General features: G+C 37.6%; 17 protein-coding genes and 1 tRNA gene. 11 read left to right on the plus strand and 7 right to left on the minus strand.

The annotated features are described in order from the left end of the window. Positions 1 to 13 precede the first annotated feature (13 nt). The 5 genes from CLOAM_RS06745 to CLOAM_RS06765 all read left to right on the plus strand — a co-directional run bounded on the left by CLOAM_RS06745 (position 14) and on the right by CLOAM_RS06765 (position 5,394). Positions 14 to 1,285 carry a M18 family aminopeptidase gene (locus CLOAM_RS06745; protein ID WP_015425138.1) on the plus strand — a complete coding sequence of 424 codons (1,272 nt, stop codon included), beginning with the start codon at positions 14 to 16 and terminating at the stop codon, positions 1,283 to 1,285. A gap of 53 nt (positions 1,286 to 1,338) precedes the next feature. Beyond that, positions 1,339 to 1,707, plus strand: coding sequence for a four helix bundle protein (locus tag CLOAM_RS06750; RefSeq protein WP_044279251.1), 369 nt, complete (start codon positions 1,339 to 1,341; stop codon positions 1,705 to 1,707). Between the two features lie 116 nt (positions 1,708 to 1,823). Further along, a complete protein-coding gene (locus CLOAM_RS06755; RefSeq protein ID WP_015425140.1) occupies positions 1,824 to 3,074 on the plus strand; it encodes a DUF1015 domain-containing protein in 1,251 nt (416 codons plus the stop codon). Then, positions 3,071 to 4,402: a MiaB/RimO family radical SAM methylthiotransferase gene (locus CLOAM_RS06760; protein WP_015425141.1), complete on the plus strand. Its 1,332-nt coding sequence runs from the start codon at positions 3,071 to 3,073 to the stop codon at positions 4,400 to 4,402. Before CLOAM_RS06755 ends, CLOAM_RS06760 begins: the two co-directional genes overlap by 4 nt. After that, the gene (locus CLOAM_RS06765) at positions 4,399 to 5,394 is read left to right on the plus strand and encodes a tryptophan--tRNA ligase (protein ID WP_015425142.1); all 996 of its coding nucleotides are present in this window, start codon (positions 4,399 to 4,401) and stop codon (positions 5,392 to 5,394) included. Before CLOAM_RS06760 ends, CLOAM_RS06765 begins: the two co-directional genes overlap by 4 nt. A 739-nt stretch (positions 5,395 to 6,133) precedes the next feature. Here the strand turns inward: CLOAM_RS06765 and CLOAM_RS06775 are convergent. From CLOAM_RS06775 to CLOAM_RS06790, 4 genes are all read right to left on the minus strand, one after another. Beyond that, entirely contained in the window at positions 6,134 to 7,903 is a 1,770-nt protein-coding gene (locus CLOAM_RS06775) for an ABC-F family ATP-binding cassette domain-containing protein (RefSeq protein ID WP_015425143.1), read from the minus strand. Between the two features lie 163 nt (positions 7,904 to 8,066). Continuing rightward, a tRNA-Arg gene (locus CLOAM_RS06780) sits at positions 8,067 to 8,143 on the minus strand. A gap of 168 nt (positions 8,144 to 8,311) precedes the next feature. Continuing rightward, on the minus strand, positions 8,312 to 9,046 hold the full coding sequence (locus CLOAM_RS06785) for a polysaccharide deacetylase family protein (RefSeq protein WP_015425144.1): 735 nt from the start codon (positions 9,044 to 9,046) through the stop codon (positions 8,312 to 8,314). Next, on the minus strand, positions 9,043 to 10,062 hold the full coding sequence (locus tag CLOAM_RS06790) for a hypothetical protein (protein WP_015425145.1): 1,020 nt from the start codon (positions 10,060 to 10,062) through the stop codon (positions 9,043 to 9,045). The genes CLOAM_RS06785 and CLOAM_RS06790 overlap by 4 nt, the downstream gene beginning before the upstream one ends. Positions 10,063 to 10,363: 301 nt before the next feature. Here CLOAM_RS06790 and coaBC point away from each other — a divergent pair, with 301 nt between their 5' ends. The 6 genes from coaBC to CLOAM_RS09510 all read left to right on the plus strand — a co-directional run bounded on the left by coaBC (position 10,364) and on the right by CLOAM_RS09510 (position 16,609). Further along, on the plus strand, positions 10,364 to 11,563 hold the full coding sequence (coaBC, locus tag CLOAM_RS06795; protein ID WP_015425146.1) for a bifunctional phosphopantothenoylcysteine decarboxylase/phosphopantothenate--cysteine ligase CoaBC: 1,200 nt from the start codon (positions 10,364 to 10,366) through the stop codon (positions 11,561 to 11,563). After that, positions 11,560 to 12,300, plus strand: coding sequence for an SDR family NAD(P)-dependent oxidoreductase (locus CLOAM_RS06800; protein WP_015425147.1), 741 nt, complete (start codon positions 11,560 to 11,562; stop codon positions 12,298 to 12,300). Before coaBC ends, CLOAM_RS06800 begins: the two co-directional genes overlap by 4 nt. Continuing rightward, positions 12,300 to 13,067, plus strand: coding sequence for a DUF3108 domain-containing protein (locus tag CLOAM_RS06805; protein ID WP_015425148.1), 768 nt, complete (start codon positions 12,300 to 12,302; stop codon positions 13,065 to 13,067). The genes CLOAM_RS06800 and CLOAM_RS06805 overlap by 1 nt, the downstream gene beginning before the upstream one ends. After that, the gene (gene queA / locus CLOAM_RS06810; protein WP_044279252.1) at positions 13,067 to 14,104 is read left to right on the plus strand and encodes a tRNA preQ1(34) S-adenosylmethionine ribosyltransferase-isomerase QueA; all 1,038 of its coding nucleotides are present in this window, start codon (positions 13,067 to 13,069) and stop codon (positions 14,102 to 14,104) included. The genes CLOAM_RS06805 and queA overlap by 1 nt, the downstream gene beginning before the upstream one ends. After that, positions 14,105 to 14,818, plus strand: a complete 714-nt coding sequence (locus CLOAM_RS09075) for a biotin--[acetyl-CoA-carboxylase] ligase (RefSeq protein WP_015425150.1) — start codon at positions 14,105 to 14,107, stop codon at positions 14,816 to 14,818. Positions 14,819 to 14,950: 132 nt separating this feature from the next. After that, on the plus strand, positions 14,951 to 16,609 hold the full coding sequence (locus CLOAM_RS09510) for a tetratricopeptide repeat protein (protein ID WP_015425152.1): 1,659 nt from the start codon (positions 14,951 to 14,953) through the stop codon (positions 16,607 to 16,609). A gap of 93 nt (positions 16,610 to 16,702) precedes the next feature. On the opposite strand, the gene CLOAM_RS06825 is transcribed toward CLOAM_RS09510, so the two are convergent. From CLOAM_RS06825 to CLOAM_RS06835, 3 genes are all read right to left on the minus strand, one after another. After that, entirely contained in the window at positions 16,703 to 17,149 is a 447-nt protein-coding gene (locus CLOAM_RS06825) for a hypothetical protein (RefSeq protein ID WP_044279036.1), read from the minus strand. A 504-nt stretch (positions 17,150 to 17,653) separates the two neighbouring features. Then, positions 17,654 to 18,313: a lysophospholipid acyltransferase family protein gene (locus tag CLOAM_RS06830; RefSeq protein WP_232502665.1), complete on the minus strand. Its 660-nt coding sequence runs from the start codon at positions 18,311 to 18,313 to the stop codon at positions 17,654 to 17,656. A 177-nt stretch (positions 18,314 to 18,490) separates the two neighbouring features. Next, positions 18,491 to 19,936: a polysaccharide deacetylase family protein gene (locus CLOAM_RS06835; protein ID WP_015425155.1), complete on the minus strand. Its 1,446-nt coding sequence runs from the start codon at positions 19,934 to 19,936 to the stop codon at positions 18,491 to 18,493. Positions 19,937 to 19,938: the final 2 nt, after the last annotated feature.

A 19,938-nucleotide genomic window follows, 5' to 3' on the forward strand; every position in this document is an offset into this window, starting at 1 on the left:
TGGAGTTTAGATAATGGATAATTTAATTAAGGATTTACTCGCTTTCCTCTCTGGTAGTAAAAGCAGTTTTTTTGCCAGTTTGGAAATTCGGAAGCGTTTGGAAAAAGCAGGTTTTATCTATCTTCCTGAAGATAAACCTTTCAAGATTATGAGAGGCGAAAAATATTATCTCTGTCATCAGGGAACTACTATTGTTGCTTTTATAACAGGTAGTGAAAAAATCGCTAAAACAGGTTTCAACCTTGCCGGAAGCCACATTGATTATCCCTGCCTAAAGCTCAAACCCCAAAGTTTGAAAACCGAAAAAGGGATCACTAAAATTGGGGTTCAGCTTTATGGCTCACCTATTATCAGCACTTGGTTAGACCGCGAATTGGGAATTGCCGGAAAAATTATAGTAAAAACGGCAAAGGGTTATAAAGTGGAATATGTGGACTTAAAAAAGCCCGTAGCCGTTATTCCCAATGTAGCTATACATTTGAATCGGGAAGTAAATAGTGGGTTTGCCTATAATCCACAGACCCATTTAAATGCTATACTCAGTGTTAGTTCTACAGGCACAAATCCACTTTATTCTCTTATCGCGGAGGAACTTAAGGTTAAGGTAGAACAGATTGCCGAAAGTGACTTATATTTGTATGATTTTACAACCCCGAACTTATTGGGATTAAAACAGGAAATGATTGTTTCTCAAGGTCTTGATAACCTGGCTATGACTCATTCTATTCTTTCCGCCCTTCTTAAATGTGAGAAACCTCAAAAAACAGCAGTAGCTATCTTTTTTGATAATGAAGAAATCGGTTCGCAGACCTCTCAGGGAGCAAATTCCTTACTTCTGGAGGAAATTTTAGAACGAATTTGCCTCAGTCAAAGCGATTCCCGAGAAGATTTTTACCTGGCTTTGCGCAACAGCTTTTTTATTAGTGCTGATGTAGCAAATGCCTGGCATCCTTCTTTCGCCGAAAAATATGAGCCGGATTATGCTCCTCTGATGAATAAGGGACCAGTTATTAAGTTTGATGCTTATAACAGATACGCCTCGGACGCAGAAAGCTCCTATCGCTTTATTCAGCTTTGTGAAAAGGCAAAAGTTCCTTATCAAAAGTTTTTAGTGCGTAGCGATGCCACCAGTGGAGTTACAATTGGTCCTATTTTATCTTCAAAATTGGGGTTGAAGACAGTTGATATCGGAAATCCAATTTGGGCAATGCATTCCATCCGGGAAACAGGTGGAACTGAAGACCACAAATACCTTGTGAAAGTTTTAGAGGAATATTATAAATGAGGTCGAGAGGTCAAGAGGTCGAGAGGTCAGAAATAAAAAAAGAAGGAGAAAAAATGAGCGGATTTAAAGAACTAAAGGTCTGGCAAATTGGAATTGATTTGGTCTTGAAGGTATATAAAATAACAGAGTCATTTCCTAAAAGTGAAATTTATGGATTATCTTCACAGATGAGACGATGTGCAGTATCAATTCCTTCTAATATTGCAGAAGGTTCAAGTAGAAATAACCCCAAAGAATTTACCCAATTCTTATATATAGCACAAGGTTCACTTTCAGAACTGGATACTCAATTTACATTAGCTCAACTACTTGGTTACATTAAAGATTTTAACCAAATTGAAGAGTTAATTAGACAGATAAGAAGTATGTTGACAGGTCTTATCAAAGCACAAAAGACACAAAACCCTCAAACAAAATTTTAACGATGTCCTCAGACCTCTCGACCTCAAGACCTCAAGACCTCTCGACCTCTCGACCTCTCGACCTCAAGACCTCAAGACCTCTCGACCTCTCGACTAAAAAATAAAGGAGTAAATAAATGTCTACTTTCAAACCCTTCAAAGCCCTGCGTCCCATTCCGGACAAAGCAAAGGCAATTGCTTCAATGCCTTATGATGTTATGGATTCAGATGAAGCACGCATAGAAGTGCAAAAAAATCCTTTAAGCTTTCTCCATGTAGAAAAACCGGAAGTTGATCTTCCCTTGGGAACCGATTTATACGATCCAGCTGTTTATGCCAAAGCCAGAGAAAACCTCTATAAATATGTTTCCGACGGCTATATGAAACAGGATACAAAACCGGCTTATTACATTTATAAACAGGTTATGGATGGTCGTGCTCAAATTGGTTTGGTAGGCCTTACTTCCGTAGATGAATATATGGATGGCACTATCAAAAAGCATGAATTAACAAGAGAAGAAAAAGAAGCAGACCGCATTCGGCATATTGATGCCTGTGATGCACATCCTTCTCCTGTGTTTTTTACCTATCGTCATCAAAATATTATTGATGAAACGGTAGCTAAGGTTATGGCTAATAAACAGCCAGAATATGATTTTATAAGCGATGACGGTATTCAGCATACACTTTGGGTGATGGATGATCCTGAAGATATAAAGACCATTCAAAATGCCTTTGCCGCCTTACCGAATTTGTATGTGGCAGATGGACATCACAGAACTGCCAGCGCGGCAAAAGTTGGACTTAAAAGACGCGAGCAGTTTCCCGATTACACAGGCGACGAAGAATTCAACTTTTTTATGGCGGTTATCTTTCCGGATAATCAATTGAAGATTTATGATTATAATCGAGTGGTTAAAGACCTGAATGGCTTAACCAAAGACGAATTTTTAGCCAAAGTAGCTGAAAAATGGAATGTTACCCCCATCCCTGAAGGAGAAAACTTTGCTCCTCAAAAGAAACACAATATCAGTATGTATCTTGAGGGAAAATGGTATCGTTTAGAACCCAAGCCGGGAACCTGGAACGAGAAAAACATTGTGGAAGACCTGGATGTTTCCATTTTACAGAATAATCTTTTGCAACCCATTTTAGGTATCAATGACCCGCGCACCGATCAAAGAATTGATTTTATCGGTGGAATCAGAGGTCTGGGTGAATTGGTTAAAAGAGTTGACAGCGGAAGAGAAAAAGTTGCTTTTGCTATGTATCCTACAAGTATGGATGAACTTATAGGAATTGCCGATGCAGGAGAAATTATGCCTCCCAAATCAACTTGGTTTGAACCTAAATTACGCAGTGGACTGTTTATTCACTTACTTAAATGATAAAATATACGATTGTCTCCTTGGGCTGTCCTAAAAATTTAGTGGATAGCGAACGCCTTGTAGCCATTATGGAAAGCTACGGAATGATAAGAACTGATGTTTGGGAAGAAGCAAATATATTATTGATTAACAGCTGTTCCTTTATCTTCAATGCTCTGGAAGAACTGAATTGTTTATTGGCGGATGTTATCAATGCTACGGAAAAGGATATTACTAAAATAGTTGTTACCGGCTGTGTAATGAATCGTGGTTATGAACAACTTAAAGATTATTATCCGGAAGTGGATGCTTGGATTCCGTTAAAGGACTTTGCCGCTTTTGAAAACTATCTGCGGGAAAATATTCTGCCTTCTCTGGAAACCCCAAAAAGGTTATCCTACACGCAAAGAGTTCATTTGGAAGATGGCAATTATGTATATTTGCGGATAGCAGACGGTTGCAATAATAAATGCTCCTATTGTATGATTCCTTATATCAGAGGAAAACAGGTTTCCGAACCGATTGAGACCTTAATTGAAGAGGCAAAATCAATGCAGGAATATGGCAGAGAGCTTATTTTAATAGCTCAGGATACCTGTTCTTACGGAACCGATATTTATGGCAAAAAAGCCCTTCCCGAATTGATTGAGGCATTGCATAACCAAACAGATTACGATTGGATTCGCATTCTCTATTTGCATCCGGATAACTTTGAACTGCAATGGACAGAGCTCTGGAAAAAGTTTCCTAAATTATTGCCTTATTTTGATGTCCCTATTCAACAAGTGAGCCCCAAAATCATTAAGGCAATGAATAGAAGAAAAAGCTATCAGGAACTGAAAGAACTCTTTTTCCATATTCAACAGGAAATCCCTAATGCAGTTTTCCGCACTACTTTGATGGTTGATTATCCGAATGAAACAAAAGAGGATTTAGAACTTCTGGAAAAATTTCTTTCCGAAATACCTTTCCTGCAGGGAGGTGTATTTGCTTATTCTCCCGAAGCAAAAGACCTGAAAGATAATATCTACGATGAATTTGACTGGAAAAAAAGTAAAAAATTGATGTTCGCTTGGGAAGATAAATTTTATCAAATAAGGAATCAACTTCTGGAAAAATATGTCGGAACTATTCAATCGGCTTTAATAGAAGATTATGATCCCTATAGCGAACAATATGTAGGACGCCTATGGTTTCAAGCTCCTGAAATTGACGGCTGTGTGTATATAGATAAACTTCCTGCCGATAATAATTCTCTCGTGGAAGTGGAAATTGTAGATGTTATCGGAAACGAAGTTATGAGCATTTTTCACTCTAATATAAAGAGCAATAAAGGGATAACTAAATGAAAAAAATAGCTTTAACCGGAATTAAACCAACCGGCATTCCCCACATTGGAAATTATCTGGGAGCCATAAAACCCGCTTTAAAACTTTCTGAGACCTGTGAAGCTCGTTATTTTATTGCCGATTACCATGCTTTAAATGCCTGTAAAGACCCTGTAGAACTGAAAAAAATGACTGTGGAAATTGCTTCTGCCTGGTTAGCTTGCGGTTTAGACCCCAAAAATACACTATTTTACCGCCAAAGTGATGTGCCGGAAACATTTGAACTGCTAACGATCCTTATGGCATTTACTCCCAAGGGTTTAATGAATCGTGCCCATGCCTATAAAGCAATGGTGCAAAACAACCTGGAAGCAAATAAGGATCCTGATGACGGAGTGAATATGGGTCTTTTTACCTATCCGGTTTTAATGGCTGCGGATATTTTGCTGTTTGATACGGATTTTGTTCCTGTGGGAACAGATCAATTTCAGCATATAGAAATGGCACAAGATATAGCTCAAAGCTTCAACTATGTGTATAAAACGCAAGCACTAAAAATTCCGCAACCGATAGCTCAGGAAGATACAAAAACCGTTGTAGGACTGGATGGACGCAAAATGAGCAAAAGTTACAATAACACCATTCCGATGTTCTGCACTGAAAAAGAACTGAAAAAATTGATTATGAGCATTGTAACCAATAGCCAAACAATTGAAGAACCTAAAGACCCCGATACCTCAAATATTTTTGCGCTCTATAAAAATTTTGCCACACCCGAACAGGTAGAAAATATGAGAGCTCGTTATCTAAAAGGTGGCTTGGGTTGGGGACAGGCAAAACAGGAACTTTTTGAAGTCATAAATGCTGAACTTAAACCTATTCGCGAACGCTATTATTACTGGATGAATCATCAAGAGGATATCTGGAATGCCCTAAAAGAGGGCAGCCAAAAAGCACGTCTTCTTGCTTCCCAAAAAATAGCACAATTGAGAAAAATAATAGGTATAGATTAACAGGCGTAAGCCCCTCGGGAAATAAGGTTTAGAGGGTTGAGAAGGTTTAGAGGGTTTAGATACATTAAAACCCGTCAGGGCGAAATAATGATAGCGATGGTGGCGTAAACCCCTCAGGAAATAAGGTTTAGAGGGTTGAGAAGGTTTAGAGGGTTTAGATACATTAAAACTCTTTAGAGCGACACAATGATAGCGATGGTGGCGTAAGCCCCTCGGAAAATGGAAGACATAATTAACCTTCTCTTTTAACTTTCCTTCTTCTTAAAAGCCCCAAAGGGCGACACAATGATAGCAATGGTGGCGTTAGCTCCTCGGAAAATGGAAGACACAATCAACCTTCTCATTTTACTTTCCCTCTTCCTAAAAGCCCCAAAGGGCGAAATAATGATAGCGATGGTGGCGTTAGCCCCTCGGAAAATGGAAGACACAATCATCTTTCTTTTTTAACTTTCCCTTTTCCTAAAAGCCCCAAAAGGCGATACATAAATAGAAAGCAGATAGCTGAATTAACCTGATCAACCGGATTTATGATTTTATAACTTATAAAAAAACTGTGTAAATCCGTTTTAGCTGTGTTATCCGGGTTGCTAACCCTTTTCCCCACAAGCATTACTATAGCAATACGGACTCATTGCTAATGCCATCCGTAATGGGTAAGCAATGGGTAAGCAATGCAATTAGGGAAGAAAACAAAAATCATTATAAAATATAAAGTTACGCTTCATGTAAAAAAAAACCGTCAATTCCCTGCATTTTGCTTATCGCTCAGTTCCAGCCAACGCGTAAGTAGTTCTTGATGTCTATTTTCCAGTTCTTGCATAGAAATGCTGATATGATAATAATCATTGGGAGATAGAGGTTTGGCAAAATCATTAAGTCGGCTTTCCAGTTCCAGAAGTTCACTTTCTATTTTTTCAATTTCCTTTTCCAGCAAGCCAAATTCCCGTTGTTCATTATAGCTCAAGCCCTTGGCAATGCGTTTGGGACGCGTAATAACCGGTTCTTTTTTCTCCTCTGTTGCATCCTGTTCAAAACGCTTAACCAGTAAATAATCGGAATAGTTACCGGCAAATTTACGCAATTTACCATCTTGGAAAATAAAGAGATAGTCCACCGTTCTGTCCAAAAAGAAACGATCGTGGGAAACAATTAACAGGCAACCTTTAAAGGCATCCAGATAATCCTCCAAAATTTCCAGAGTGCGAATATCCAAGTCATTTGTGGGCTCATCCATAATAATAAAATTGGCTCCAAACATCAGTGCCTTCAAGAGATAGAGCCGTTTTCTTTCTCCTCCGGAAAGTGCGCCTAATTTCATTTGTTGCATTTTGCCGTCAAAAAGAAATCTTTTCAGCATTTCCGTGGCAGTAACTTTGTTGCCTTCAGCGTTTTTTATAACTTCGGCAAATTGAGCGATGTATTCATAAACGGTAAGATTGGGGTCAAAACTATCCTCATCCTGTTTATAATACGCAAAATGAGTATTTATACCTGTTTTCACAGTTCCGTTATCGGGCTTTTCTTCTCCCACGATAATTTTCAGCAAAGTTGTTTTGCCACAGCCATTAGGACCGATAATTCCAACTCTTTCCATATTCTGAAAGTTGTGGTCTATATCCGTAAAAAGGACTTTGCCGGAGTAGGATTTGCCGAGACGATGCAATTCCAGAATGGTTTTCCCTAAACGATCAATTTGGAAAGAGATATCCAAATCCTGATGGGAAATAAGATAACTTTTGCTGAGCAGTTCCTTTACCCGGTCAATATGGTCTTTGGGCTTACTGGTTCTTGCTTTTGCACCCCGATTTAGCCAATCAAGTTCTTTTTTTAATTGTGCCTGACGCCTAGTTTCTTTACGCTTATTATCCGTAGCTCTGATTAGTTTTCCCCGAATGTAAGCACTGTAATTTCCTTCGTAATAAAAGAGTTTCGTCCTTTCAATTTCAATGATTTTGGTAGCAACAGCATCCAGAAAATAGCGGTCGTGAGTTACAAAAATAACTGCCTTCCCGGCATTTGCCAAATAGTTTTGCAGCCATTCAATGGTCTCCAAATCCAGATGATTAGTGGGCTCATCTAAAAGCAATAAATCCGGTTCGGCAGCTAAAACTCTTGCCAAATCAGCTTTTCTGCGTTGCCCTCCAGAAAGGTCTCCCATTTTTTCGTCAAAATTGTTTATTCCTAAACGGCTGAGAATTGATTTATAGTGATATTCATCCTTTATTTCTCCTGCAACGGGAAAAGTATGCTGCAAAACCGAAAGCTCGGAAATATAAACAGGGTCTTGCTCTAACAGGCACACTTTTAAATCCTTACGGCTTGTAACGGTTCCCGTGTTGGGCTTGATTAAACCGCTGATAATACGCAGTAAAGTTGTTTTGCCACTGCCGTTTATGCCTACAATGCCAATTTTTTCGGAAGAATGAATGCCAAAAGAAACACCCTGTAAAATGATTCTCTCTCCATATAGACAGGATACATTTTCAAGGGTTAATAGGACTTCATTCATAATTTTAGTTCCCGTAGATTACGCTTATTTTCCCGCAGATTTCGCAGATATTTATCTTCATTTAATTTATACATATATAATTAGTTATACTACTGCATTCTATTTATAGCGCGGGTTTCACTTTTTCACTTTTTCACTTCACTTGTTAGCCCGTTAATCATTTTGGCGTCCCTGAGGCGATTCGAACGCCTGACCTTCACCTTCGGAGGGTGCCACTCTATCCATCTGAGCTACAGGGACGCATTTTTTCTAAAACATTATTTCTGCAAAGGGGTTTTATGTCAATCAAGAAGTAAAAGAGAGCAAGAGGTCTTTAGGTCTAATAAAGTATGTGTAGACGGAGGACGCCTTTCTTCCATAAAGATAAAAGGATAGAAAAATGCAAATATTCAGCGATCTTCGTTTACACTATTTATTCAGTTTATCTACTGCTTCGGAAAGAGGTAAAACTTCCAGTCCCAGATGATTTATATAGCGTAATATTTCCGCAAATTCCGATACCGGACAATTTGTTCCGTAGATATTATCCGGCTCTTCAATTGCGTGAAAACCAAGAATTATCAGGTCTTCCCCGTTAGCTATACCTCTGCGGATGCGTTCTTTATAGATATCAGCTGTCCAGGAACTTTGAAAAGCCAGATAACCCAAACCCTGAACATTAAGAGGAATATGCATTGCATAATCATTACAGCCACGTAAGTATTCATAATATTTGGTTATAATAGGATAATATTCCAAAGGACATTTTCCTCTCGGCATAGCAAAAGAACGCGGATGAAAACCCCAATTATAAAGGTTCCAGTAATCCTGACTGATAGTATATTCAGCTTCTTCATAAGTTAATTCAGCCAAATCTTCATGACGCAGAGAGTGACCTCCAATTTCCCAGTTATAATCATTATGCAAGGTTTGAATTTGAGCTAAACTCATATTTTTAGGTCCGTAAAGATATTGGGAATTCACATAACAGGTTCCTCTATAGCCATATTCCTGCATCAAAGGAAAAGCATAAGTAAAAACTCCGCTTTTTTGATCATCAAAAGTAAGACAGATAATAGGAGTATTCCTTTCCGGCGGAGTAATAAATTTACAGGAACCAAGTATAATAGAGAGCAAAAACACAATAAAAAATGGCTTTTTCATAATCCCAATTCCAGATTTGCCTGAATTCCTAAATTATGTTTGGCTTTATTCAATTTACTGCCTTCCATATAATATATTAATCCGATTCTCTGTGTTTGGCAAAAATGCCAGTCCCAGGATAAGCCAATTCTATGAAATGTGCTTTTATCATAATAATCAAGATAATAAAAGGGATTTAAGGAAAAAACACTTATTTTACGGCTTAAAGCTATTCTATATTGCTGATAACTCATTAAAGTCGGTTCCAATTCCAGATATTCTCCACTGCCAAATAGCTCGGTTAAGTCATTTATCTTATATTTTCCTGCCAGAAGAGCATAAGTAGTTGTATGCTGTTCAGTTACATCATAATTGGGAAGAAAACTGAAAGCCAGTTGTGCTTCTAAAACAAGGTTTCCTTTTTGTATTTGCGTATTTACAGAACTAATGGAAACAGGTGTTTGCCAGTGATTATCTTGAGCTCTAATTTCTTCTGTAGCTTGAAAATAACCAAAGGGCATCTGTCTTTGATAAGTTAATTTTCCTGTTACCTGATTATGGTTATCACCTCCAACATCAATTGCTATCTTGTTATCGGCAAAATTGTATCCTAAATAAACTCTATTTAAACGCGTTGCCTGATAACTGTATTGATCCTCATCGGCAGAAACATGAGCAAATGAATATAATTTATTAGGTAATCCATAACCCCAAGGAATTGAACCAGCTGTAATTTCCCAGTTATTTTTAGCCCAGGAAAGGTCAAACTTATATATTTCTATGTGATTTTCTATAAAATTGGCTCTACTGCGAAGTTCCATTGTAGCAAAAAGATCTTTATAAGCAAGAGAATCAATACCCATTCCTATCTGGTAAAATTCGTTCCAGTGAATTTCCTTTCCTGTTTGATTGGGACAATAGGCACCGGTATTAATAGATTTCCAACGCAAGAATAAAGGAACTTCCAGACCGTTCATAATAGCACAATAGGCAAACAGCAAACAGAAAAGCAGGAATTTAATTTTCTTGTATGTCATAATATTTCACTTTAACAGTAAGTAATATCTGTTAATAATTATATGTATGTTGTTGTCTTTCATTGTGTTGCTCTTTTTTTTATCTTGTTTCTTTTATTAACAAAACCCCATATCTGTCAAATCCTTTTTTGTTGTGTAGCCGGAGGACGCTGTTCCTCCACTTTTTCTTTATGCCAAGCTTCCGTAAGCTCCGCCTACTCAAAATCCTTTTTTCAGACCTCAAGACCTCAAGACCTTTTTCTTGACATCAAATCAGGAATTAAAATTAAAGTAAAAGTCAAATAACGATATAGAGGAAACAATGTCCGGAAAGAAAATATTACTCTGTGTAAGCGGAGGCATATCTGCTTACAAAACAATTGACTTAGCGAGTCAGCTAAGCAAAGAGGGTTGGGAAGTTAAATGTGTTTTAACCGATAATGCCCTTAAATTTGTAACACCTATAAATTTCAATGCCCTAACGCATAACAGTGTGCATACTTCTTTGTTTTCAGATATTGACCCTATTCCTCATATTTCACTTGTCTCTTGGGCTGATTTAATTGTTGTAGCTCCAGCAACGGCAAACATAATAGCTAAAGCCGCAAATGGCATCGCGGATGATTTACTTTCCACAATTTTAGTTGCCTGTAATAAACCGGTGCTTTTTGTTCCCGCGATGAATGTAAATATGTATCAATCCGTTATTGTGCAGGAAAATCTCCAGAAATTAAAAGAGCGGGGAAATTATATTTTACAACCGGCAACAGGTATGCTTGCCTGTGGCATTGAAGGAGAAGGAAAATATCCACCCAATACGGAAGTTGTTTATGCTATAAAGACCTATTTAAATTATAAAACGGACTTGCAGGGAATAAAGGTTTTGTTAACTGCCGGTGCAACAATTGAAGCAATTGACCCTATGCGTTACATTAGTAATCGTTCTTCCGGCAAAATGGGTCTGGCAATAGCTCGTGCTTTAGCTTTAAGGGGGGCAGAAGTTACTTTGATTTATGGCAATATTCAGCTTGATATTCCTTATTATTTGAAAGAAGCGGTTTTTTGTGAAAGTTCCGCTAAAATGTATGAAGCAGTTATAACTCGTTATGCAGAAATGGATTGGCTGATTTGTTGTGCTGCCGTAGCGGATTATAAACCCAAAGAAACAATACTCCAAAAGCTTCCCAAACAGGAAGAACTGAACTTGGAGCTTGTTCCTACAATAGACATTTTAGCAGAGCTGGGAAAATTGAAAAAGGCAAATCAGAGGTTAATCGGTTTTGCAGCTCAATCCGATAATTTAATTCAAAGTGCCATAGATAAATACTATCGTAAAAATCTGGACCTCATTTGTGCCAATGATATTCGTTATGCAGGCAGGGATGATGACGAACTTATTGTGCAAGGGAAACTTAAGGGCTATCCGCCTTTGCAAGAAGACCCCAATATCAATTCCGTGGTGATGAAAGGAGATAAATTTCTGCTGGCACATAATCTGATTAATATTCTCAAAGAACTATGAGGCAGATTTTAATAAGTGGAGCCAATTCTCAGATTGGCAGTTACCTGGCTAAGGAATATTACAAAGAAGGATATAAACTTGTATTACTCTATCATAAACGCAAGGAACGCATTTCTGAGTTATTTGATAAAGATGGCATATTTTCCTATCCTGTGGATTTATGCAATTCCGAAGCCGTAAAAGAGGCAGTTCTTAGAGCAGAACAATTCCTACATCAAAGTTCCGATACCCTAATTCATTGTGCCGCAATTCGCAGTTCCGATGCTTTGCCTCTCTATCAAACAGAGCCGATGCAATTTGCCAATGTCTTATCAACAAATATGATGAGTGCTTATAATATTTTGCGTTGGACTTTACCTTCAATGCAGGAAAACGCGTTTGGAAGAGTAATAATATTTGGAAGCGATGTTAGCCAAAAGGGGCTTCAAAATGGAAGTGCCTATTCCGCTTCCAAAGCAGGTATAGTAAATTTAGTAAAAAGCGTTGCTTTAGAAATGGCAAAATATAATATTGTAATCAATGCAATTTCTCCAGCTCCGGTGGAAACAAATCTGGAAGAGGATTACAGCGGAGAATATTTAAACTTCCGCAAGCGCTATTTTGCAGAATATTTGGCGCAGGTTCCTACCGGAAAATTAGTTACAAAGGAAGAAATAAAGAAAGTGACAGACCTGCTAATTGATGAGAACATAAAAAATCTCAATGGAGAAGAAATCATTATAGACGGAGGTGTATAATGAAGGTCAAATTCTACACTATCTTCTTCTTCCTGATTTTGATGGTGAATTTGACTGCAATGGAAGTCCCTTTTGGGGAAGGAGAAAAACTTACCTTCACTATTAAATATGGATTGGTAAGTGCCGGAGAAGCAACTTTGGAAGCTAAAAGTTCCGTTTATCAGGGTTCTCCGGTTTGGCATCTTTCTACTAAAGCCAAAACCTATCCCTTTTTTGATAAGATTTATAAAGTGCGTGATTCGGTTGAAAGCTGGTGGGATAAAAATAATCTTCAGCCCTACAAATTTAGTAAAAATTTACAGGAAGGGCATTACCGTCAGCATCGGGTTCATATTTACGATCATTCCTCTTTAAATTCTACCTATAAAAAATGGAGCTTCAAAAACCAAGTATTTGAAAACAGCGAAATGGAGATTCCCCCAGGAACTCAAGACCTTTTAAGCGCTTTTTACTTAGTGCGAACTAAAAATCTGCAAGTAGGAAAACCGATAATGGTAAATATAACGGCTGATGGCAGAAATATGCCAACCGAAATTTTAGTTCATCGGAAAGAACAGCAAAAAACCATTTTCGGCAATATAGAATGCCTGGTAATTGAACCCAAACTCAAAGGAGAAGCGATTTTCAAACAAAGCGGCAGAATTTTGATTTGGGTTACCAACGATGCATACAAAATTCCCGTGCGTTTGGAAAGTAAAATAACAATTGGCAGTTTCGTAGCCACCCTTAAAAATGCTGAGCAGGTTCCCTATAAAATTCAAATATGATGCCTGATCTTTTAGCAACTGATACTTACGATTATTACCTGCCCAAAGAATTAATAGCTCAATTTCCTGCAGAAAAAAGAACCGATTCGCGTTTGATGCAAGTAAAAAGACAAAGCAGAGAAATATACCATCACCGTTTTACCGCTATTCTGGAATTGCTGAAAGAAGGGGATTTAGTCATCATCAATAGCAGTAAGGTTTTTCCTGCACGCCTTTTTGCCACCAAAGAAACCGGTGCTAAAATAGAAATTTTACTCTTGCATCAACTGAACGAAAACACCTGGCAGTGTATAGCCAAACCGGGAAAAAAATTGAAATCCCCTCAATGGCTACATTTTTCCGATAATTTAAGCGGTTATATTAGCCAGGGAAATAGTGAAGGAATTAGAGAAATTCAATTTACCTGTAAAACCGATTTCTGGGATGAAATTAAGCGTATCGGTCATATTCCTCTGCCACCTTATATTGAACGCAGTGATACAATTTTGGATAGTGAAAGATACCAAACCGTTTATGCCAAAGAAAATGGCTCTATTGCTGCTCCTACTGCCGGATTTCATTTTGATGCTGAAATTCTAAAGGCATTAAAAAAGAAAGGCGTGCTTTTCAGCGAAGTTATTTTACATATCGGCATTGGAACCTTTCGTCCAGTAAAAACTAAGCGCATAACTGACCACAAAATGCATTCCGAACTTGCTACTATACCCGAAATAACTGCTGCTGCTATAAATTTAGCTAAAAAAGAAGGAAGAAGAGTTGTTTGTGTTGGAACGACCAGTGTGCGCAGTGTAGAAAGCTTTTGGCAGGATGGAGAAATGCAAAGTGGTTCCAAATGGACAGACCTTTTTATTTATCCCGGTTTTAATTTTAAGGTTACAGATGCTCTGCTAACCAATTTCCATTTGCCCAAATCTACCCTATTAATGATGATCTCTGCCTTTGGTGGCTGGGAAACAATTAGGAAAGCTTATAATATTGCTGTTCAAGAAAAATATCGTTTTTTCAGCTATGGCGATGCAATGTTTATTGAGGATTGAATGCGTAATTACTTTTATTATGATATATTAGACAACACAATGCGGGAATATAAGTTCTTAAAAGAATTATGTGAAGAACCCCTTTGTGTAAGAGCCGGAGCTCAAAATGAAGGTTTAGGAAGGGCAAATCATATCTGGTTATCGCCTTCAGGCGGTTTATGGTTTACTTTTGATTATGAAAATAACAGGTCACTTCCCTCTTTTGCTCTTTACCTGGGTTTCTGTATTCATCAATGTTTACAATCCCTTTTTGAGCCATTGCAGGGCAAATTGCAGATTAAATGGACTAACGATATTATTTTCTCCAATCGTAAATTAGGAGGTATTCTCTGTAATTATCAGCCGGCTAAAAGAACTTATATTGCAGGAATCGGCTTAAATACCAATAACGAAATTGATGCGGAACTGGGTAAATTCGGAGCTATTTCTCTTAAAGATATTTTGGGTTTTGAGGTCTCCAATGATGAACTTTGCCGTTTAATTATTAAATCCGTTGAAGACAACTGCCGGTTTATGGAAAATAAAAAAACCTATATTGATTATTGCAATGCACATCTTTTTGGAAAAGGACGCTTTGCCTTACTGGAAATGGGGGGAATTAACATTGAAGCGGAAATTATTGAAATTGACAACAATGGTGCTTTATCCATCAGAAATGAGAAGGGAGAATTGATTGCTATGCATACCGGTTCCATTCTTCAATTTCTGGATTGAAACATATTTTTTCTTTGTCACGCGCATAAAAATCGTTTTGCTATAAGCCAAAAACGGTTTTGCTTGACAGATACACTCTTTGGAAAAGTTGGTTAAACAAAATTATTTTGATCTCTATACTCTGGAGGAAAAATGAACAAATGGATACTGATAGCGTTAACGGCTGTGCTTATTCTCTTTGGCTGCACAGCAAATCGCACAGTCCCTAAAAATGAAGAGACCGAACCTTATACGGGAATTGTGACTAAAGTAGCTATTTTACCCCTTAAAACTATGGATTCTTCAAGCCGTAACATCCAAAAGATATTAACTGTCCGTGACTTTGATTATGTTTTTACAAAATTCCCCCAATATTCTCTTTTGAATATGGAAGAGGTAGCTAAACAATTCAAAATGTCCGGTTATAAAGATGTGGAAGACCTGGAAATTGAAGAAATGAAAGAATTATCTGAAATGATTGGCTGTGATATCCTCGTTATGGGTAGTATAAATAGTATTCGGAGTGATGAATTTGCTTTGTCAATGCGCTTTTTCAGCTTTAAAACCGAAGAACTTACCCCGCTTGATTTTAAGGTTACTAACGCCCGGGAACAACGCTGGAAAACCTTGGAAACCACTTTTATTGCCAAACTGGATGATGTTGTGTCCAACGAAGTGAATAAAATTTATAATATCGCTCTCAATAATTATGCCAATGGCAATTATGCAGAAGCGGAAAAAAATCTCGTCTTCGCTTTAGGTCTTAATCCCGATCTCAAAGATGCCTACTATTATCTTGGTTCCGTTTATTATAAACAGGGAAAATTGGAACAGGCAATTCAAAATCTGGAATTAAATCTGGAAAAAAATCCCCAACATACTCAAACCCTTGCCATTCTGATTGATATTTACGAAAAAACCAATCAGACCAATAAACGCTTAAATGCTATGGAAAAACTTGCTACCATAAATGAAAACGAAGAATTGTGGCTAACTATAGCTAATTTGTATTCGGAACAAAATAATATTGCCAAAGCGGAAGAAGCTTTACAAAAAGCTCTGGAACTAAACCCTAATTATATTGAAGCAAAAACGCGTTTGGCTTTTCTTTTGTATGATCACAACCGTTTTGAAGAAGCAATCCCTTATCTGGAAGCCATATTTGATAAATATCCGGAAAATGAACTTGTTTCTACGCGTTTAGCCAATGCCTATCAGAAAGCTAATCGTCTGGATGATGCCATTGCTAAATATGAAAATACGATCAAAAATAATCCTCAAAACACTATGGCATATTTAAGTGCTGTGAATCTATATCGTCTAAAGGCAACCCAAACATCCGATCCAGCAGCAGTTGCTGCTATCAATAAAAACGCTATTGATATCTTAAATGCCTTGATTACCAATCAACCCAATAACGCTATTGCCTATATGAATATGGCGGCAATCTATTTAAGCCAAAATAAATTACAGGAAGCCGAATTATACGCTAATAAGGCCTTACAAAACGACCCAACCCTATATCTGCCCTATATTTATCTTGCTACTATTAGTCAAAGCAAGGGAACTAACGATTATAACAATTTCATTGATCTGGAAAAACAAGCTACTAAAGCCGTAGGTAAAAAAGCTAAAACCTTAAAAACCCAACGCGATAACGCCAGAAATTCCGCTGTTAATAATTTCCGTAAAGCCCTAGAATATCTCAATAATGCCAAAGCACGAACTACTGATGAACATGCTATTGCCGATATCAATAATCGTATTGCCAGAGTTAATCAGCTCATAAATCAAGCAACAGCTACTTATTAATCCCAATAATGCAGTTGAGATATTAGCAGGTTGGCAGGTTAGCGAGTAAATAGGTAAAAATTACTCGCTAACCTTTTCACCTATTAACCTTCTTTACAAAGTTCTATCCAGCAGTTCCCAGTCCGTTACTGGGGGCAGTAAACCCGCTTCTACAGCTCTTTTAACACTGATGCAAGGTAGATCATTTTCGTATATGTAATCCCGGGTAATAGTTTTGAGATCTATTTCCGGATACGATTTTGCCAGTTGATGCATCATCTTCAAATAGAGATTCACCCAGGAATATACCTCTTTTTCGGCATTTTCCGGTAAGCCGTTATAGCGCATTACATAGAGCCGAAGGTCATCTTTAAAGCCGGTTGAGGGCTGTAACGAATGCAGATTTGCCGTTATTGAACCCATTTTATGATGATTTTCCACCAATTTTGGCGAGATATTCTTCCGGGCATAAACTCTGCCCATTCGCCGATTGTAACAGAATACAAGGCCATCTGCCTTGCCTGTGTAACCCGCTAAGCCGTATTGAAATTTTACTTTCATTTTCTTTCTCCTTATTTTGTCCTTCTATAATATATACGCCGGAAAAAAATGCGAAGTGGTGACAAAAATGCCAAAAAACTTTCATCCGGACAAAAATAATTTTTATTTGAAGGACAAATCCTGCTCTCTGTAGCCAGTTATAACCAAGTAACAACCAAGTAACAACTCCGTAACGAGACAACGGAAGTGTTACGGAAGTGTTACGGAGTCGTTACTTAATTGACTATGTAACAAACAATTAATGAAGGTTGAAAAATGATAAATTGGAAAATTGAGTATTCAGAATTGAGAATTGAAAATAGTTGAAAAGGTTGAGATCTTTAAAAGCCCGATGGGCAACACAATGATAGCGATGGGTGCATAAGCCCCTCGGAAAATAAGGTTTAGAAGGTTGAGAATGTTTAGAGGGTTTAGATACATTAAAGCCCCTGAGGGCAATTCTCAATTTTCACTCCTCAATTTACAATTTGCAATTCTCACCTGATATCCTTATAAAATTCATTTTTATTCTTCTAGTGCTTGAGAAATTTGTGAATGCAAATGGGTGGAGAGTTTCTGTTTATCTTTGTATATATCATCCGTAGGTTTAATAGGAGGCAATATTTTTAAATAAACAGTAGCAGGATGGATTCTTTTATCAATTTCATAAATTCGCCAGCTACCTTTTATAGCTAAAGGAACAATTGTCGCTTCTGCCATAATGGGCAATTTTAAGCTTCCCAAATGAAAATTGCCAATTTTGTCGCTTCTGCTGCGTGTTCCTTCCGGAAAAATAACCATTGGATTCCCTTTTTTGATTAGTTCTGCGCTTTTTTGAAAGGTCTGAATTGCCTTACGAGGATTTCTGCGGTCAATAAAAGTGCAAGGTATTTCTCTCATCCATTGACTCAATACAGGAATTCTGAAAAGTTCCCTCTTAGCCACAAAGCCGGTATGAACTCCTAAAAACCCAAGAATGACAGGAATATCAAACAAACCTTGATGGTTACTGACAAAACATATATTTACACTGGAAGGCAGATTTTCCTTACCTGTTACCACAACCTTGCTGCCGGTAGAAAGCACAACCATTTTTGCCCAAAACCTGGCTATTGTCTGTAAAATGTGTCTGGAAACCTTGCGCGGTAAAAAAAGTTTCAGGATAAGATAGATAAAATAAATCATAAAGTAGACAAGAAAAGAAAGACAAAAGAGAATTTCCCAAAGGAGGGATATGATTTTCATATTGAGAATGAAGTTAACTGAATTTTATGGATTCCTGCTTTCGTAGGAAGGACAAAGCTCTCAGGAAGGACAAGAAACTCTTCATTAAAAAAATGATATGATTTCATAGTAATTTGTTTAATAACTAAGGGTTACCCACTCTTCATAAATTTCTTTCAGGGAAGTTACCCAACCCTGTTTCTTAAGAGCATAATCAATAATATGCCAATACAATTTACCCCACATTGGATAATCAATCGGATCAAAAGTAGTATTATGCCACAATAGAGAAAGATGTGATTGATATTGTTCCGCGGTATCTATTAATCTTTTCAAAGCACGTTTAGCAGAAACATAGCTTAAATTCATTGCTTTTGGGGAAAAAAGAGTTGTATCCATCACAATAAGAGGAATTTCCAAAACGCGAAAAGGTCTGTTTTCGGCTATATTAAACGGATAGAAAGGAAATGAAATACCAGCACGAAAACCTATATGTTCCCAATAACCCAAAGTGGAATCATACTTTATTCCCGCCTCTTCCAAAATGGAAAAACTCTGCTGATAATTAAAATGGAGATAATGAGTCCTGAAGCCGGTCGGATTAAATCCCAGGTCTCTCAAATTTGCCAATTCTTCAGCTAAAACCAAAGGATCAAATGCTGATTGGGGACTGCCATGTAAGCCAACATCCTGCTGACCCAGTAAATCCATTATCTGAACCCTTGCCTTCACATCGTTGATATAATTCTGACGCTTATCCGGAAAATCTTTACGTGCCAATAAAAACCAGGTGGAACGGACATCCTTTTCGTTTTCGCGGCGTGTCATAGAACGCATTGTCTTCCAGGGATTATAGATAAGATTTTTATGCAAAAGATGACCCGTAATTTTATAGAGCGAATTGAAAGGTCTTTTGATAAAAGTCCGCAGGTTATATTTAAAAACATCCAATTTGGCAGAACCGCTCCAATAATCCCAATAATCAATATCATGAGAAAGGGACACGGCAAAACGCTTTTTTTCAGCCCAGCTGATTTCTCTGATAAACTGTGGACAATAAATTTCCATAGCATAAAGCAACATTTGACAATAGACATCCACAACCGGTGTTTCCGTAAAATCCCAACGGTATTGCAAGCTTTGTTTATAGTCAATCCTTCCCTGTGTTTGTCCATAATAAGCCAGGATATATTCATGCCAGCAGGTTAAAAAATAAAACCCGCTGGCAATTATATCCTTACGAAAGCAACAGGTCTCTTCGGTAAAAGAAAAGATAGCTCCGCTACAGGAAAAGAGAAAAGGAATCGGCTCGTTGCGAAACTTGCAAAAATCCACTTTCTCCAGAGGGTATAATTCCCTCTTTTCAAAGAATTCAGCTGTTTCCGGCTGAAAATAAATTTTCAACGGATAATCAAATTTTCCTGGTAATCCGTAATATAGATGCGTGCCTTCATAGTGCTTACCATAAAGAAAGGTAGGATTCAAACGCAAAATATAACAATAAGTGCGGAGAACAAACTCCGCTTTCGGTAAATACTTTTCCGGCAGATTCAAGAGAATATTAATATTGGGATAGCGTTCCAAAA

Origin of the sequence: Candidatus Cloacimonas acidaminovorans str. Evry (assembly GCF_000146065.2) — a bacterium.
Classification (GTDB): domain Bacteria; phylum Cloacimonadota; class Cloacimonadia; order Cloacimonadales; family Cloacimonadaceae; genus Cloacimonas; species Cloacimonas acidaminivorans.